Here is a 17,172-nt window from a genome sequence, read left to right on the forward strand (position 1 = left end):
CCTTTATTTTATTTATTAAAAGCGTTCCAGCCCTGGGCTTTTAGCTCATGTACTTTTTCTGATTTAGAAACCATTTTACAGCCCGAATTTTTATCGGTAACATGACCAATCACAGTGATATCTACATCATGTTTCAGCTTTTTATAATCTTCCTGACTGATGGTAAACAACAATTCATAATCTTCGCCACCACTTAAGGCACAAACCGTTGGATCTAAACCTAGCTCACGGGCTGTTTCATAAGTCATTGGATCTAAAGGAATTTTCTCTTCATAAATAGTCATTCCTTTATCAGACTGTTCTGCCAGATGCAGAATCTCTGAAGCTAAACCATCTGAAACATCTATCATTGAAGTTGGTTTGATGTTCAGGTCATCCAAAAGTGCAACAATATCCATCCGGGCCTCAGGTTTCAACTGCCTTTCTATGATGTAATCTTTTCCTTCCAGATCTGGTTGGATCTGAGGATTTTCCAGGTAGATTAATTTCTCCCTTTCCAGAATCTGCAGGCCTAAATAAGCGCCGCCCAAATCACCTGAAACACAAAGTAAATCATGTTCCTGTGCACCATTTCTGTATACTACTTTATCAGCGTCTGCATAACCAATACTGGTAATACTGATCACTAAACCTTGTTTACTTGAAGAAGTATCGCCACCAATTAAATCAATATTGTATTTGTTACAAGCCAGCTCAATACCTTTATAAATTTCTTCAACAGCCTCTAATGGAAATTTACTTGATAAACCCAGCGAAACCGTAATCTGACTGGCTTTTCCATTCATCGCATAAATATCACTCAGGTTTACCTGTACTGCTTTGTAACCCAGGTGCATTAAGGGCACATAAGCTAAATCGAAGTGGATTCCCTCCAATAACAAATCAGTCGAAATTAAGGTCTGTTTTCCTTTGGCATCCAAAACGGCTGCATCATCGCCCACACCTTTTACCGAATAATCGTTTTTAATTTTAAAATTAGTAGTTAGGTGTTTAATTAACCCAAACTCACCTAATTCATTAATATCTGTACGCTCTTTATTTTCAAACATATTCACCCCAAACCCCTTAAGGGGCTTTTATTAATAATTATACATTTCTAAAGGGCAAAGCCCTTATTTTTTATTTTTAAAATTATTTGTCATGCTGAGTATAGCGAAGAATCATTGCCCGACTTCAAGCCATTGCTTCTTAGCAAACAGATCCTTTCTTCGTCAGGATGACAAATCCTTACTTTCCATCCAATTTTTACCCTCGGTAAATCTGGCAATCAACATGGCCGCAACATTATCACCGGTGGCATTTAACAAAGTAGCCATTGGATCGACCAATGTTCCTATAATCATGGCAGGTGGTAAAGCTTCTGGTGGCAGTTGGTAAGCCGAAATCATTAATAGTTCGCCAATATATCCTCCGTTTGGTATTCCACCCTCTACTATACTCACCAAAACCGTAATGCCCAAGGCTAAAATAATGGTATCAACATGTACCAAATCTTTACCAAAAATGGCAAAAACAACGGCTATTTTTATAATGGAACTAATGCTCGAACCATCTTTATGCAATGTCGATCCTAAAGGAATCGTTACATTGGTGATGTAAGCCGGTACTCCCATTTTTGTAGTCCCTTCCAAATTTGCAGGAATAGTGGCAATGCTACTACAGGTTCCGATAGAAGTTAAAGAAGGTACAATATTATTTTTCCAGAATACTTTTATGGCTTTAAATCCACCAGCTACAAAAGCATATAAAGTGAAAAAAACAATAAAATAAAATGCCCCAACACCATAATACAAACCTAAAGCTTTTGCATAAGTACCAAAAAGCTGTGGACCAAATACCCCAACCTGATAGGCAAAATAGGCACCTAAACCTATCGGACCCAGTTTCATGATCAAAATGATGAGTTTTTTCATCACTTCGTTACCAGAAACGAGAAATTTTTTAAATCCATCACCCTCTTTTTCTGCATATAGTGTAGAAAATCCCACTAAAACTGAAAAAATAATCAGTGCCAGCATATTTTTCCTGCTACCGATCTCAAAAAATTCTCCAACGGTTAAAAGTTGGGTCATTTGTTCTCCAAATGATTGAATTTTTTCTGGTTCTAACGGTATTGTTGCATTTCCCAATTGTTGATGTATCGGAAAAATCCAAGTGGCTACCAATGTCAAAACTGCAGAAATTAATATGGTGGCCAGGAAAACTAAAACCATCACGGTTAATAATCTCCCGAGTTTTTTACTTCGATCGATATTTGCAATGGCAGATGAAACTGCAAAAAACACCAAGGGAACAACGGCAGTAAACAACAGGTTCAAAAATATATCACCCAGGGGTTTTATACTTTCAACACTTTTCCCAAAAATTAACCCCACTATGCTCCCTACAGTAATACCTGCCAAAAGCCATAATAAGCCTGAATAATTTTTAAGGATGTTGTTTTTTTCCATTAATAATTTAAATAAACCTTTAAGGTTTGATAGATTTTACAACCCCAGTTCAGCAGAAATATCAAGCATTCTTTGAATCGGTTTACGCGCCTGTTCAATAATATGCTCAGGAACAGTTACCTCAGGCAAACCATTTTTAATACATAAATATAGTTTTTCTAAAGTATTTCTTTTCATATACGGACAATCGTTACAAGCACAGCTGTTATTAGGTGGTGCTGGTATAAACGTTTTTGTCGGATTTGCTTTTTCCATCTGGTGAATAATCCCACTTTCGGTAGCCACAATAAATTCTGTAGCCGGATTGGTGATGGTATATTTTAACAAACCGGTGGTAGAACCAATGTAATCAGCCATTTTCAAAACCACTTCTTCACATTCCGGGTGCGCAATAAATTTGGCATTTGGGTGGCGTTCTTTCAGTTTTGTAATTTTTTCCTGCGAAAAAATTTCATGAACCATGCAGGCACCATTCCACAATACCAAATCCCTACCTGTTTTTTTCGCTACGTAAGCACCTAAGTTACGATCCGGACCAAAAATGATTTTTTGATCTTTAGGTAAACTCTCTACAATCTGCACCGCATTGGTACTTGTACAAACAATATCACTTAAAGCTTTTAATTCGGCTGTGCAGTTTACGTAGGTGATTACCAGGTGATCCGGATATTTTTCCTTAAATTTTCTAAATAAATGCGGTGGGCAACTATCTGCTAATGAGCATCCTGCTTTTACATCAGGCAATAAAACCGTTTTATTGGGCGATAAAATCTTTGCCGTTTCGGCCATAAAATGCACGCCAGCAAACACAATTACATCAGCATCCGTTTTTGCAGCTTCCTGCGATAACCCCAAACTATCACCTATATAATCCGCAATATCCTGTATATCAGGTTCTTGGTAATAATGAGCCAGGATAATGGCATTCTTTTCCTTTTTTAATTTCTCAATCTCTGCAAAAAGATCGAGTGTAGGATCAATTTCTTCTTCTGCGAAACCTTTTTTGTTGATTTCTTCTAAGACATCTATGTTCATTTTAAAATTTTCCTTTTTTGAATTTTGACGTTGGTCAAAGATAAAGCTTTCCACGTCTCAATAATTAATAAGTTATTTTAAATAAATAAATCTTGTTTGTTTATTAGTGTGTTAATAATGTTGGCAAGTTCAGAAAATTCTTTCTTTTATATAAGTTGTTAATCGTTTACTAACATTTAGATTACATTTTTGTAATATCATAAGTTTGATTTTCAGGGTTATCGAAAATCGGTTCAATTTTTATCAATACTGGAATGTTAATTGTTTATAAGTGGGTAAAAAGTTAATTACTTGTATAAAGCTGCTTAAAAATTGCGCAAAAGATTGTGGCAAATTGTGTTTTTAGAGTAGCTTTAAACATTCAAATTTATTTGTTAGGATAATTTAGACATGGAGTTAACATTTATTAACTAGTTGTTAACATCGTGGATAAAGTAAATGATTTTATTAATGAGGAAAGTAGATTTTCTGGTAATCGGCTCAGGTATAGCGGGTTTGAGTTTTGCACTTAAAGCTGCAAAGTTTGGTAAGGTTTTAATTGTTACGAAGTCTAACGAAGACGAATCGAATACAAAATACGCCCAGGGTGGTGTTGCAGTTGTGGTGGATAAAGGTGATTCTTTTGAAAAACATATCGAAGATACACTGATTGCCGGTGATGGATTATGCGACGAAAAAATTGTGGAAATAGTTGTAAAAGAGGGACCTCAGCGTATCCAGGAGATCATTGACTATGGTATAAATTTCGATAAGGATAACTCTGGTTTTTATGATCTGGCTAAGGAGGGTGGTCACTCTGAACACCGTGTTTTACACTATAAAGATATCACCGGATATGAGATAGAGCGGGTGTTGCTAAATGAAATACATGAGAATAGCAACATAGAGATATTAACACATTACTTTGCGTTGGAGTTAATTACCCAGCATCATCTGGGTGAATTTGTTGATAAACGTACCGAAGATATTAACTGTTATGGGATATATGCCTTTAACACAGAGCTTAACGATGTGGAAAAGATTGTGGCAAATGTTACTGTGATGGCATCGGGTGGTGCCGGACATGTGTATTCGGCCACAACAAATCCGGTTATTGCAACAGGTGACGGTATGGCAATGGTTTACCGTGCTAAAGGAAAAGTGAGGAATATGGAGTTTATACAGTTCCATCCAACGGCTTTATATCATCCCGGAGAGTATCCATCGTTTTTAATTTCCGAAGCGGTTAGGGGTTTTGGTGGCGTTTTAAGGCGTAAAAATGGTGAAGAATTTATGCAAGAGTACGATGAGCGTAAATCCTTGGCGCCGCGTGATATTGTGGCTCGTGCAGTAGATAATGAAATGAAAAAATCTGGTGATGAATTTGTGTATCTGGACATTACCATGCGTAGTAAAGCAGATATATTAAAGCATTTCCCCAATATATACGCGAAATGTTTGTCAATTGGGATCGATATGACAAAAGATTATATCCCGGTTACACCAGCATCGCATTATATGTGTGGTGGTATCCTGGTTGATGAATATGGTCGTTCTTCCATAAAAAATTTATATGCCTGTGGAGAATGTTCTTCAACTGGTTTACATGGTGCTAACCGTTTGGCTTCCAATTCGTTACTGGAAGCTACCGTTTTTGCTCACCGCATTTATCAGGATGCTATCGAGAACTTTAAAAATAATGTAATTCCCGATCATATTCCGGAGTGGGACTCCAAAGGCGTTACCCAAAGTAATGAAGATGTATTGGTAACACATAACCTGCGAGAGCTGCAAAAGGTTATGGGAGATTATGTAGGCATTGTACGCTCTGATTTTCGTTTAGAAAGGGCACATCGCCGTTTATTTTTAATTTACCAGGAAACAGAAGAATTTTATAAAAAAAATAAGGTTTCGGTTAAACTTTGCGAACTACGGAACGTCATTCAAACGGCTTATCTGGTGATTAAGTCGGCGATGCAAAGGAAAGAGAGTAGGGGATTACATTATACTACCGATTATCCGGAACATGCTAAAGAACTGGTAGATACTGTTTTTTAACCCAACGTTAAATCCCCTTAAGGGGACTTTTACACATCGTCCATTCCATCAAACCCTCTTACATTATATTATGCCTTTAATACTGCCCGTAAAAAATAAATATCCTGAAATAGGAAAAGATAATTTCATTGCCGAAAATGCCACCATTGTTGGTGATGTGGTGATTGGTGATAAATGTTCAGTGTGGTTTAATGCCGTGATTAGAGGCGATGTAAACGCCATTACGATCGGAAATGAATCGAACATCCAGGATGGTGCGGTAATTCATGCTACGTACTTAAAAGCCTCAACACACATCGGTAATCGCGTATCTTTAGGGCACAATGCTATTGTACATGGTTGTACCGTACAGGATAACGTTTTAATAGGGATGGGGGCTATAGTAATGGATCATGCCATTATTGAAGAATATTGTATTATAGCTGCTGGATCTGTGGTTTTGGAGAATACGATATGCGAAACTGGTTATTTATATGCGGGTACACCTGCAAAAAAAATAAAGCCCATTACTGAAGAGCAAAGGGCTTTATTAAATAAATTACCTGACAATTATATTATGTATTCGGGTTGGTTTACTACTTAGGTGGTCATTTCGACTGAAGTAAAACGGAATGGAGAAATCTGTTTTGAGATAGATCTCTCCATTTTACTGCGTTCCAGTCGGGATGATGGATTTTTCTAAGGAGTTGGCGGTGGTATCACCAATGGATCTTCCCGCTCCCAGTTCGGTTTTAAATCCATTAAAGCTTTTAAATACCAAACTTTTTCGGGCTGGTAACCACCTTTAACACTTCCAGTATCCCATATTCCGTTTTTATTATCGTCGTAAACTACCCTGAGCATGTATTTTCCGGCAGGGTATTTAGAAAATAGAATCTTTGAATTTTTGCTTATTGGATACGATTTAATAACATCTTTTTTCTCGTTAAGAAATTGTACAATATAGTTTTTTGCGGTATCTGGTACAGTAACATTTAAGGCCAGTGTAGTATAGGCATCTGAATTCTCAAGTGTAAATTTCTTGGGTACATCTTTATTTTTCGCGTTAAATATAGCTGTAAATGCACCTGCACCTAATTTTAGGTCGTAAGTTCTTTTGGTTTTCCAGGGATATTTGATGTAGTATTTCTGTTGATCTACACTGTCTTTTATCAGTTCGAAATTGGTACGTTTTACGGAATCTTCTAATAGCGTGATCTTGGAAGGATCTGCACCAGTCATTGGAAATGGGAAAGTCAGGGTTAATTGCTGAAACGGATTTAACTTACCTCCAGAGAGGTTATCTGCTATAGTTACATCACGGGTATAGGTATCTTTTTTACCACGGGTAAAATTTAAAGTCTGCAATACTTTACCCTGATCCTGAACCGCCACTTTAACCGAATCAAAACTCAGGTCTTTCAACCATATTTTGGCAGTATCATTATTCTTGGTGTAGTGTACATACTTTCCAACGTCAACTGCCGGTGGATCCATAACCGTAATTTTAGGGCTTTTAAGCTGCTGATTGAAAATAATTGATATACTTCCATCATTGTTCAGTTTTCGATCAACCACGCGAAATTCTGGGGCTAATTCCTTAAAAATTTGAAGGTTAATGTTATCCAGGTTTTTATCGATCACCACAGGCTCTTTAATGAAACCTACTTCATCCGAAATCTGCTGATAAATTTTATCACCACCGCCGCTACTTTCCTTAATGGCGTAAACTTTATAGGTACCTTTTCTTAAGTTGTTTAATTTATAGGTTCCCGCGCTATCTGTAGTAGTGTATATTGATGGACGTCTCTTTCCAAAAATAGTATCTCTTTCTAATGGAAGAATAAATACGGTTGCATCTTTTTCTGGTTCGTCGCTCAGCGAATTAATGACCTTGCCACTGATGGATAAAGAATCTATATCCGGACCAGTTGAGAAAACATAAGATAAATTTTTAACCACATTACCTTCGTTTACATCGGCTATTGATTTTCCAAAGTTTAAAGTATAGGTAGTATTTTTTTCCAAAGAATCCTGAAGTACAATTTCCAGTTTTTTTTGACGCTTCTTTAAAACCGGAAGTTTTTCCTGATCAGGAGAAATCGAAAATTCTTTAAACTCATCTTTGATATTAAAATATTCATCAAACTCGATCGTGATTTTTTTGGCGTTAAAATTCCTCGTTTGATTTTTTGGCGTCATACTTAAAACTTTTGGTGGCTTCGTATCTTTTGGTCCACCTTGTGGGGTTTGGATACTCGCACAACCATAAAATAGGAGCGTGGTTACTAGAACCGCTAAATTTTTTAAGTTAAAATACTGATCTTTCAAATTTGGCATATTTTAAACGTTCTGACGAATTTGTACACTTTTTGGAACTCTAACATTAAAAAATCTTTTTATTGCTTTATATCGATTTATTTAAAGTCTAATTTTATTTTGTTAAAATACTGATAATCAGTTACTTATTGATGTAAACCATCAAAACTGATATATCTGAAGGTGAGACACCTGAAATCCTTGATGCTTGCCCTAAAGTACGTGGTTTGATCTTAAATAATTTTTCACGTGCCTCTTTTGAAATGGAAACAATTTTATTGTAATCAAAATCTGGTTTGATTTCTTTGTCTTCCATTTTCAGCATTTTTGCTACAATCTCATTTTCTTTCTCAAAATAACTTTCGTATTTAATTTTGATTTCAGCCTGCTCGATGGTTTCATTATCTAAATCTTTGGTCGCTTCAGCAAGAGGTTTACTCACTTTAATCAGATCTTGCAAACCAACGTGAGGTCTTCCTACTAAGCTATGGATTTTTACGTTTTGATTTAAAGCGCTTGATCTTAAACTTTCAAGCATTGGATTTGCATCTGCCATTTCTATACCCTGATTCCTGGTGAATTTCACCAATGCTTCAGCATTTGCAATTTTTTGATTTACCTTTTCTAAACGTTCATCAGATATTAATCCTAATTCATGACCAATAGGGGAGAGACGGATATCAGCATTATCTTGTCTTAATAATAAACGATGTTCTGCTCGTGAGGTAAACATGCGGTATGGTTCTTCGGTTCCTTTGGTAACCAGGTCGTCTATCAAAACACCAATATAACTATCAGATCTTTTCATGATCAACTCATGTTTATCATGAATTTTTTGGTGCGCATTTATACCAGCCATGAAACCTTGACAAGCTGCTTCTTCATAACCAGTAGTTCCATTAATCTGTCCTGCTAAAAATAAATTACTGATCAATTTAGTTTCTAGCGTTAAAGATAATTGGGTAGGTGGAAAGAAATCGTATTCAATGGCATAACCTGGTCTGAACATTTTCGCTTGCTCAAAACCTGGTATTAATCTAAGCGCTTTAAATTGTACATCCTCAGGAAGCGAAGTAGAAAATCCATTTACATAAATTTCGCAGGTGTTCCATCCTTCTGGTTCAACAAAAATCTGGTGCCTGTCACGTTCTGCAAAACGGTTAATTTTATCTTCAATAGAAGGACAATATCTCGGACCTAAACCTTTAATACGACCAGTAAACATTGGCGATTTTTCGAATCCTTCTTTCAAAGTTTCATGTACTTCGCTATTTGTATACGTAATCCAGCAACAACGTTGATCGGTTGTAACAGGAGTGTCGGTGAACGAAAATTTGCTTCTATCTTCATCACCCCATTGCTCTTCCATTTTAGAATAATCCAAACTTCTTCCATCAACACGTGGGGGAGTACCTGTTTTCATTCTACCGGCTTCCATACCTAGTTCTACCAATTGCTCGGTAATTCCCGTTGAAGAGCGCTCTGCAGTTCTACCTCCACCGAATTTCTTTTCTCCGATATGGATAATTCCATTAAGGAAAGTTCCATTAGTTAGTACTACTGCTGTGCTTTCGATCTCTATTCCTAAAGATGTTTTTACGCCATATACGGTATTATCTTTAACTAATAAACTCACTACACTGTCTTGCCAAATATCTACATTAGGCGTGTTTTCTAATGCTAATCTCCATTCTTCAGCAAAGCGCATCCGATCTATCTGAGCCCTTGGACTCCACATAGCAGGACCTTTTGATTTATTAAGCATCCTGAACTGGATGGTGGATTTATCTGATATAATACCCGAATATCCACCCAGGGCATCAACCTCCCGAACAATTTGTCCTTTAGCTACACCGCCCATAGCAGGGTTACAACTCATTTGGGCAATAGTGCCCATATTCATTGTGATAAGTAAAACAGATGATCCTAAGTTAGCAGCAGCAGCAGCAGCTTCACAGCCTGCATGACCTGCGCCAACAACAATCAAATCGTATTTTGAAAACATTTTATTATATTTCTTTAATGTTCCACGTGGAACAATTTTATTAATTAGCGCATTATGGTCAACAGGATCATAATAAGACGCTCTACTTTAATATTATCTATTAGCTCTTCGACTACGTTCAGGATGATAATCAATTTATAATTAACTTATGTTCCACGTGAAACATAACGTGAAAAACAGGATAGAATTGCTTTGTATTCTATTCTGAAAGCTCTAGCCAACGCATGGTATATTCATCCAACTTAGCTTGTAATTTTTCAATATCACTTGAAATTTCCTGAATTTTAACATAGTCAGTCGCATCAACTTTAATCAAACTTTCATTCAATAAAGCTATTTTAGCTTCTGTCTCTTCCATTGCTTTTTCACTATGATCAAGTTCTTTTTGTTCCTTGAAACTTAACTTTTTTGCAATTTTAACTGGCGCTTGTTCTACAACTGGAGTAGGGGTTTTCCTGGTTTCTGGTTTAGTTTTTGGCTGATCTAAACTTAAACGGTATTCTGAATAATTCCCGTTGTAAATTTTAACTACACCTTCGCCTTCCATGATAAATAACTGATCGCTCATTTTGTCGAGCAGGTACCTGTCGTGAGAAACCAGCATTAATATGCCCGGGAAGTTTTCTAAAAATTCTTCCAATACATTTAGTGTATCAATATCCAAATCGTTTGTTGGCTCATCCAGTATTAAGAAGTTTGGATTTTGCATCAACACCTTCATCAGGTTTAAACGTTTCTTTTCGCCACCGCTTAATTTCTCAACCATGCCATGTTGTTTCTTTGGTGGGAAGAGAAATAAGGTTAATAGGGCAGAGGCAGTGATCACTGAACCATCTGCCATTTTAATATATTCGGCATCTGATTTTACAATATCAATTACCCTTTCTTTTGGATCGAAAGTTAAACCGCCTTGTTTATAATAACCAAAAACTGTTGTTTCACCAGTATCAACTGTTCCTGCATCTGGTTTAAGTTGACTGGTGATGATATTTAAAAGAGTGGATTTTCCTGTTCCATTTTTTCCTGCCAAACCAATACGGTCCCCTTTTTTAAAAGTATAACTAAAATCGTTAATGATAGGGCGGCCATCAAATGCTTTTGCAATATGTTCTACTTCAATAATTTTCCCGCCCTGACGAGACATCTTCATTTGAAGGCTAATGCTCTGATTGTCAGACTTTTTCTTTGTTTTTTCTTCTAAATCATAGAAAGCATTGATTCTAGCGTTAGATTTAGTTCCACGAGCCTGTGGCATTCGCCTCATCCACTCCAATTCTTTCTTCAGTAGCTGCTGGTTCTTATGCTGAACTGTGGCGTCTAACGCTTCTCTTTCTGATTTCTTTTCTAAGTAATAAGCATAGTTTCCATTATAATTGAAAATTTTGCCTCTGTCCAGTTCCACAATGGTATTACACACGTTATCTAAAAAGTACCTGTCGTGAGTAACCAATAGAATAGTTTTTTGCCCGGTGGTTAATAATTTTTCGAGCCATTCAATGGTATCAATATCTAAATGGTTGGTAGGCTCATCAAGTACTAAAATCTCTGGATCTTCAATTAAAAGTTTGGCCAGGGCTAAACGTTTTTTTTGTCCGCCAGATAGAGTAGCAATTTTCTGCTGAAGATGAGTGATGCCCATTCTATTTAAAATGGTCTTGATCTCATGCTCATATTCCCATGCATTATGTTCGCTTAACTCTTCATACAAACGGTTAAGCGTTTTCTCATCCGGATTTGGATCTTCAATTAACTCCTCATATTCCTTAATCAACTGTTGTTGTTTATTTTCCAGAGAAAAAATATGATCACTAATGGAATAACCTTCGGTAAACTGGGGTTCCTGATCTAAAAAGCCAATTTTAACAGCTTTATTTTTTACAATTTTACCTTCAAGCGGAGGGAACCTTTCTGCTAGTAATTTCAAAAGTGTACTCTTACCCGCACCATTAATACCAACCAACGCTACGCGCTGACCAGAGTTAATGCCTAAGGTTAAATTCTTAAATAGCCATTCGTCATGATAACCATGTCCCAAGCCTTCTGCCGCAATTAGTGTGCTCAATTTTTTTGTATTTCGGATTTATAAAGGAAAATTAGTGCAAAGGTAAGGATAAAATACTTGCAACGGCATATTCAAATTGCAAAGGACTTCTGTATCAGGTAAAAATGGCAGAAACTTGATCGATAATGGCCACGGAGGCGCAGATTAGCACGGAATAGTCTTCTATTTGTTTTTTATCCTGGAGCGGAGTCGAATGTAAAAACAAAACAGCGGTTGGACTCGCTCCACCGCTGCTTCAATCATTAACTAAAACTAAACTTTTATCTTGTATAATGGCTAGAATACGAATTCAAGCTCATTATGTAATTGTTGTTTTTTGAATATAAGACTGCAGAAGGCAAGAAAAGTTGCAATAAGATTTGGTGTATTATACCAGTAGAGCTTAATTGTCGACGAACACCAGTAACCACTAGACGAACACCAAAAAATAAATAGAAGATAAGAAGTTATTTTGCTTTTGTTGAGGGAGTTATGGTAATCGGGATGTCATGAAGGCGTGTAGCGGAATGGAGAGATCTGTTTAATAGATTTTTCGACTGTGATGCACTTCGCTTGAAATGGTAATCTGAAATGGGATAATAAAAGAGTATTAAGCTAATCCAAATTCATTTCTATATCCTAAATGTTCATCTTCTTTTTGGGTCATAAGGGTTTTAGCGGCTTTTCCTTTGTCTTTATAGCCCAATAGGTGTAGGGTTCCGTGGATCATGATGCGGCAAACCTCATCAAATTCTGAAGTTTTAAAGGTTTTGGCGTTTTCTTTTACGCGTTCAATGCTGATGAATATATCGCTCACAATATGTTTTTCTTCTTCAGAATTATCGAAAGTGATGATGTCAGTGTAAGTATCGTGATTTAAGTACTGCTGGTTAATACCGAGTAGATATTCGTCACTACAGAAAATGAAATTTAGTTCCTGCAATTTAAAGCCTTCTTTCTCGATGGTTGCTTTAATCCACTTTTTGACTTTAAGTTTTTGAGGAAGATTATAGCTAATTGATTCGGTGAAAAAGGAAATTGCAGGCATATTGTGGAGTTTGTGGCTGCAAATTTAAGAAAATATTACTCTACAGATTAAGAGATTATTTCTTGAATTTAAGTTTAGGGTTTCTTGCGGTGTGAAAAACAGCAAAAATTACTATTTCATCCTCTAGGATTTCGAATATTAAAACGTATGGAAACTTATTTAAAACTAAATGACGATAGTTCTTTTTTAGTTTTTGATAGTGGAGGGGATTCTTTTCTATTTTATTGAAACATCTTCCTAGTTCTGCTAAAAATAGATCGCCCAAGCCTGTTTTTTGTTCTTCATACCAATCATAAGCATCTTTTGCCATCAAAAGGGCTGCAGGCTTTATTTGTAGGGTATACATTTATAATTTTTTAAGCCCCTTGATAATATCGAGAGAATCTTCCTTATTATAAGAATTTGTTTCTCCACTTAAATGAAGTTGCCTTTCTCTATCAAGAATTTCCAAATGTTCTACAGACAGACTAAAAGATTGTTCGTCCTCAATTTCCCTCTCTAGGAGTGTATAAATAGCTTTTATCTTATTCTCTTCTGCATCAGATAAATAGGTAATTAATCGCTGTCTTATTGCTGTGCTTGTCATAATATCAAATATAATAAAAAAAGTACATGGCTTATCGCACCATATTCAACGATTTTAGATACTCAGCAATTTTATTTTTATAGTAATAATTTAAGCTAGGAGGCAGTTTTTGTAGCATATCGTTGCCATTTTGTTGCTGTTTTTTAAACTGATCGACCATTTTCTGGTAGGATGGAGGGAACTCCTTAGCGGCTTTACTTTCACGTTTTGAATCTTCCTCCTGATCGCGTTCTGCTTTTTCTGCTTCTAACAATTTGGTTAACAGGTCTTTCTGTCTGTTTAAGGTTTCCTGTTGTAAACGCTTGTTAACCAGGTCGGTCTCCGTCTGTTTCATTTCTTTAATGGCTTCGTTCAGGTTACCCATTTTACCGGTTCCATCTTTATTTTCTTCACGGTTGATTTTTTCCAGTGCCTGACGAATCATTTGTTGTTGCTGGGCCATTTTACCAAACTCCTGGCTCATTTGCCCTTTACCAACGGTACCTTGATTGCCTCCTGATTTTTGCATCTGTTCTCTGGCCTTTTGCATGCTTTTATTCAGTTGATCCTGCATTTGCGAAAGCTGTTTCATACCTTGCTTTTGTTTCTTTCCGCTACCACCTTTACCGTTTTTCTGCATGTTTTGCAGCTGGCTTAAGGCTTCACTTAGCATCAGCGTGAGGTTATTGATAGAAGTCATGGTAAACTGCTGAAAACGGTTGGCTTCTGGAGTTCTTCTATCACCTAAACTTTCCAAACTTTTATCGAGGTTGAAATTAATTTTATTCATTTCCTCATTAACTGTCGATTCTATCTGTGGAACACGTTTACTTAAACTGTACAAACTATCAGCAATGGTTTTAAGGTTATCTTTAATGCTGCGTTGCTTTTGGACATTGCTGATATATGATGGATCGGTAGCATTCATTCTTTTTAAAGCCAACATTACTTTTTCCTGGTCGAATGAGGTAGTTAACAGGTTTTCTAATAAACGACGTAACTCTTTGGCATTCAGGTTGTTTTCCATTTCTTCACCCTGTTGTTGCATTTCGCTCATTTTTTTTGATAACTTTTCCATCTGATCGGCGGCCTTTTGCTGTTTCTGACTCGCATTTTTAGAATCTTTTTTATCTAAAGCATCTTTACTGTCTTGTTGTTCTTTTTGTATATCCTGAACATCTTTTTCAGGGTTTTCGAAAGGGTTTGGTCTTTCTAATGACTTGTTTTTTTCCTCCAGTTTTTTAAGATCATCTTTTAGGTCTTTCATCTCTTTGTTAAGCGCATCCTGTTTTTGCTTTAGAGATTCGTTGTCCTGTTTTTTATCTTTTGTTTGTTCTGCAAGCTCTTTTTGTTCTTTGGCAAGTTCATTTAATCGATCGATATCCGTTTGAAGATTTTGTTCAAATTCTAACTGTTTATAGAGTTCTAAAATCCTGTCGAGTTCATTTTTAAGGGTTTTATTGTCTAATTGCATTTTGGAAAGCTCATTCTGTGTTTGATCCTTATTTTTCTCATTCATCAGGTTCTGCAACTTTTGCAATAGCTCTTTTGTTTTTTCATCAAGAACGTTATCAAAAAGGTCTTTAATCTGCTTTTGTTTTTCTAAAAGCTCCTCGGTTTGTTTTTGATCTTCCTGTTGCTGAATGTTTTTATCATTTTGCTCTTTAATTTCTTTTACGGCTTCATCAAGCTGTTTTTGTTTATCCAAAAGGGCTTCAATCTGCTTTTTATCTTCGAAAGAGATCTGTTTTTTATCAATCAGGCTTTCAGCTACCTTTTTACTTTCTTTTTCGATGGTATTGGCCAAACGGATAGCCGACTGTACTTTCTGTTTTAAAGCCTGGTTACTGACATTTACCTGTTCTGCAGTTTCTTTTTTAGTAGGTTGTTTAAAGGTTTTAATCTCCGATCGCGTAACTTTTGCACCATTAACCCCATCATTATCGGCTACTTCGAAGTAATATTCAATTTCCTGTCCAGGTTTGGCTAAAGCCGTTTTTAAATCCCAGTAATAGAAGAAAGTATTCTCTGTGACATTACTTTTGATGGCGATATTTTTGGTAAATGAACCGATAGTCCTGTTATTTTCTTTGATGTTATATTTAAAACTTAAGCGGCTAAACCCATAATCATCAGTAACCTGACCACTAAAATACATTGCTTTGTTACTTATTGAATCTGGCTTTTCATCTACAGTAATGCCTGGAGCCTGATCTTTAACCACCGTGATTTGGTGTGATAGAGAATCCCGAAGCGTAACGTATTCATTTTTAGGAGTGATGCTGTATTTAGAGTTATTTTTGATGGTGGCATTGAAAGCAGATTCATTGTCTTCCACTTTTAAATCGTTTTCGGTACCATTCAGAACAAATAAAATTGAATTGCTTTTTCCGGTTTTAAAGTTCCAGGTAACCCTGGTGCCTTCCGGTAGGAGCATATCACCTGCGTTTGCGATCTGTTCGGTTTTTTTGCCGAGGTAAGCGGGAAAATTTAAGGTTGCTGTTGCATTCAACAGTTCCGGGCGGGGTTTAACAGTAATAGTAAAAACGGAAGAACTGAAGCCACCTCCTTTAAAAACCAGTTTTTTATCGTTTTGAATGTTTTTTATGTTGTAGTTAAACTTGCTGATGTTCTCTTTTTGCAGTTTATAAGTGTTTTTTCCGTCTTCTACATAAATTTCGGCAGGAAGTTCATCACCTGATAGTTTTAGGTTTATGGTTACATCATCACCCTGTGTAACCGTTAAACTTTTATTTAAAACCGTAAAACTGAAGGGAGCCTTTGGTGCAATATATTCATCGTATTTGAAAAAACTATTGGTACCCTCGCGTAAAATAGCAGGTGCGATAATGGCAATCAATAAAATGATAGAAAGGGGTATAAAAAGGTATTTTAAATACTTTCTGTTATCGTTAATGCTTACAGCGGTATAAAAAGGAACAGGTTTAAGTTCGAGGATTTTTTGATCGATACTGGCAATAATGAGCTGATTGTTATTGGGCTGGTTTTCTGATAAGCGGTGAAGCTGCAGGGTGTTGAGCAGTTTATCCTTAATATCGGAAAAGTGATTTCCGATGATAACCGATGCTTCGTCGAAAGTAAGGTGTTTGCTCAATTTCAACATGGATAGCATCGGTTTTACAATCAGAAAGCCAACTAACAATGCTCCGATGAGCAGGTAAGCAAAAAATACAAAGGTTTTAAAACCTGCAGTTGGATTGAGGTAATAAAGGCTTAAAAAAACGAGGAGATAGAGCGCTAAAAGTACTGCGGCGGCATAAATACTGCCCCGCAAAATTTTATTGAGGTAAAATTTGCGGATAAACTCATCGATCTTCCGTAATAATTCGTTGTAGTTATTGCTCACCATATCACTGTAAATGTAAAAATTGTTCCAGTCAATTGAAAGGAAAGTATATTTAGGTAACGCGTTTATTTCAAATAGTTTATCGTTTGGTAGGTAATTGTGATGGGTTCGAGAAATTGTTTTGTTGATTTGGAAAACGACGATAGTGTTTCTTGGCAGGTTCCAGTCCCGCTTTTTGCTGCAACAAAAGCAGAAAAAACTTTTGGTTTCCGCTTCAATCGGGTTTATTTGATAAAGTATAAATAAATCCAATGGCCAGATGCACACTGATAAACACGGTTTTATCTGTGTGCATTTATGGTTAAAAATATTAATTTAAAAATCTT

The 17,172-nt window shown here is 36.3% G+C and carries 12 protein-coding genes; 2 read left to right on the forward strand and 10 right to left on the reverse strand.

Going from position 1 to position 17,172, the window contains the following annotated elements; all coding sequences use genetic code 11:
• Window positions 1-8: 8 nt before the first annotated feature.
• The 3 genes from thiL to nadA form a co-directional block, all read right to left on the reverse strand.
• Window positions 9-1,049, reverse strand: a complete 1,041-nt coding sequence (thiL, locus tag H9L23_RS22160) for a thiamine-phosphate kinase (protein ID WP_187592357.1) — start codon at window positions 1,047-1,049, stop codon at window positions 9-11.
• A gap of 162 nt (window positions 1,050-1,211) precedes the next feature.
• Window positions 1,212-2,450: a dicarboxylate/amino acid:cation symporter gene (locus H9L23_RS22165; protein ID WP_187592358.1), complete on the reverse strand. Its 1,239-nt coding sequence runs from the start codon at window positions 2,448-2,450 to the stop codon at window positions 1,212-1,214.
• 36 nt (window positions 2,451-2,486) lie between these two features.
• Complete coding sequence (nadA, locus tag H9L23_RS22170; protein ID WP_138819280.1) at window positions 2,487-3,485, reverse strand: quinolinate synthase NadA; 999 nt, start codon at window positions 3,483-3,485, stop codon at window positions 2,487-2,489.
• 450 nt (window positions 3,486-3,935) lie between these two features.
• Here nadA and nadB point away from each other — a divergent pair, with 450 nt between their 5' ends.
• Both nadB and H9L23_RS22180 read left to right on the forward strand, forming a co-directional pair.
• The gene (gene nadB, locus H9L23_RS22175; RefSeq protein WP_187592359.1) at window positions 3,936-5,522 is read left to right on the forward strand and encodes an L-aspartate oxidase; all 1,587 of its coding nucleotides are present in this window, start codon (window positions 3,936-3,938) and stop codon (window positions 5,520-5,522) included.
• A gap of 70 nt (window positions 5,523-5,592) precedes the next feature.
• A complete protein-coding gene (locus H9L23_RS22180; protein ID WP_187592360.1) occupies window positions 5,593-6,105 on the forward strand; it encodes a gamma carbonic anhydrase family protein in 513 nt (170 codons plus the stop codon).
• A gap of 95 nt (window positions 6,106-6,200) precedes the next feature.
• Here the strand turns inward: H9L23_RS22180 and H9L23_RS22185 are convergent, their stop codons facing one another.
• The 7 genes from H9L23_RS22185 to H9L23_RS22215 all read right to left on the reverse strand — a co-directional run bounded on the left by H9L23_RS22185 (window position 6,201) and on the right by H9L23_RS22215 (window position 16,849).
• Window positions 6,201-7,841, reverse strand: coding sequence for an Ig-like domain-containing protein (locus H9L23_RS22185; protein ID WP_187592361.1), 1,641 nt, complete (start codon window positions 7,839-7,841; stop codon window positions 6,201-6,203).
• 121 nt (window positions 7,842-7,962) lie between these two features.
• Complete coding sequence (mnmG, locus tag H9L23_RS22190; protein WP_187592362.1) at window positions 7,963-9,825, reverse strand: tRNA uridine-5-carboxymethylaminomethyl(34) synthesis enzyme MnmG; 1,863 nt, start codon at window positions 9,823-9,825, stop codon at window positions 7,963-7,965.
• A 199-nt stretch (window positions 9,826-10,024) separates the two neighbouring features.
• Window positions 10,025-11,887, reverse strand: a complete 1,863-nt coding sequence (locus H9L23_RS22195) for an ABC-F family ATP-binding cassette domain-containing protein (protein ID WP_187592363.1) — start codon at window positions 11,885-11,887, stop codon at window positions 10,025-10,027.
• 589 nt (window positions 11,888-12,476) lie between these two features.
• Window positions 12,477-12,914 (reverse strand): rRNA maturation RNase YbeY, encoded by a 438-nt coding sequence (gene ybeY, locus H9L23_RS22200; RefSeq protein WP_187592364.1) that lies wholly within the window; start codon window positions 12,912-12,914, stop codon window positions 12,477-12,479.
• Between the two features lie 55 nt (window positions 12,915-12,969).
• Entirely contained in the window at window positions 12,970-13,260 is a 291-nt protein-coding gene (locus H9L23_RS22205; RefSeq protein WP_187592365.1) for a type II toxin-antitoxin system RelE/ParE family toxin, read from the reverse strand.
• Window positions 13,261-13,500 (reverse strand): hypothetical protein, encoded by a 240-nt coding sequence (locus H9L23_RS22210; RefSeq protein ID WP_187592366.1) that lies wholly within the window; start codon window positions 13,498-13,500, stop codon window positions 13,261-13,263.
• Window positions 13,501-13,531: 31 nt separating this feature from the next.
• Window positions 13,532-16,849: a DUF4175 family protein gene (locus H9L23_RS22215; protein ID WP_187592367.1), complete on the reverse strand. Its 3,318-nt coding sequence runs from the start codon at window positions 16,847-16,849 to the stop codon at window positions 13,532-13,534.
• Window positions 16,850-17,172 lie beyond the last annotated feature (323 nt).

The organism is Pedobacter roseus, from assembly GCF_014395225.1.
In the GTDB taxonomy this organism is placed as follows: Bacteria; Bacteroidota; Bacteroidia; order Sphingobacteriales; family Sphingobacteriaceae; genus Pedobacter; species Pedobacter roseus.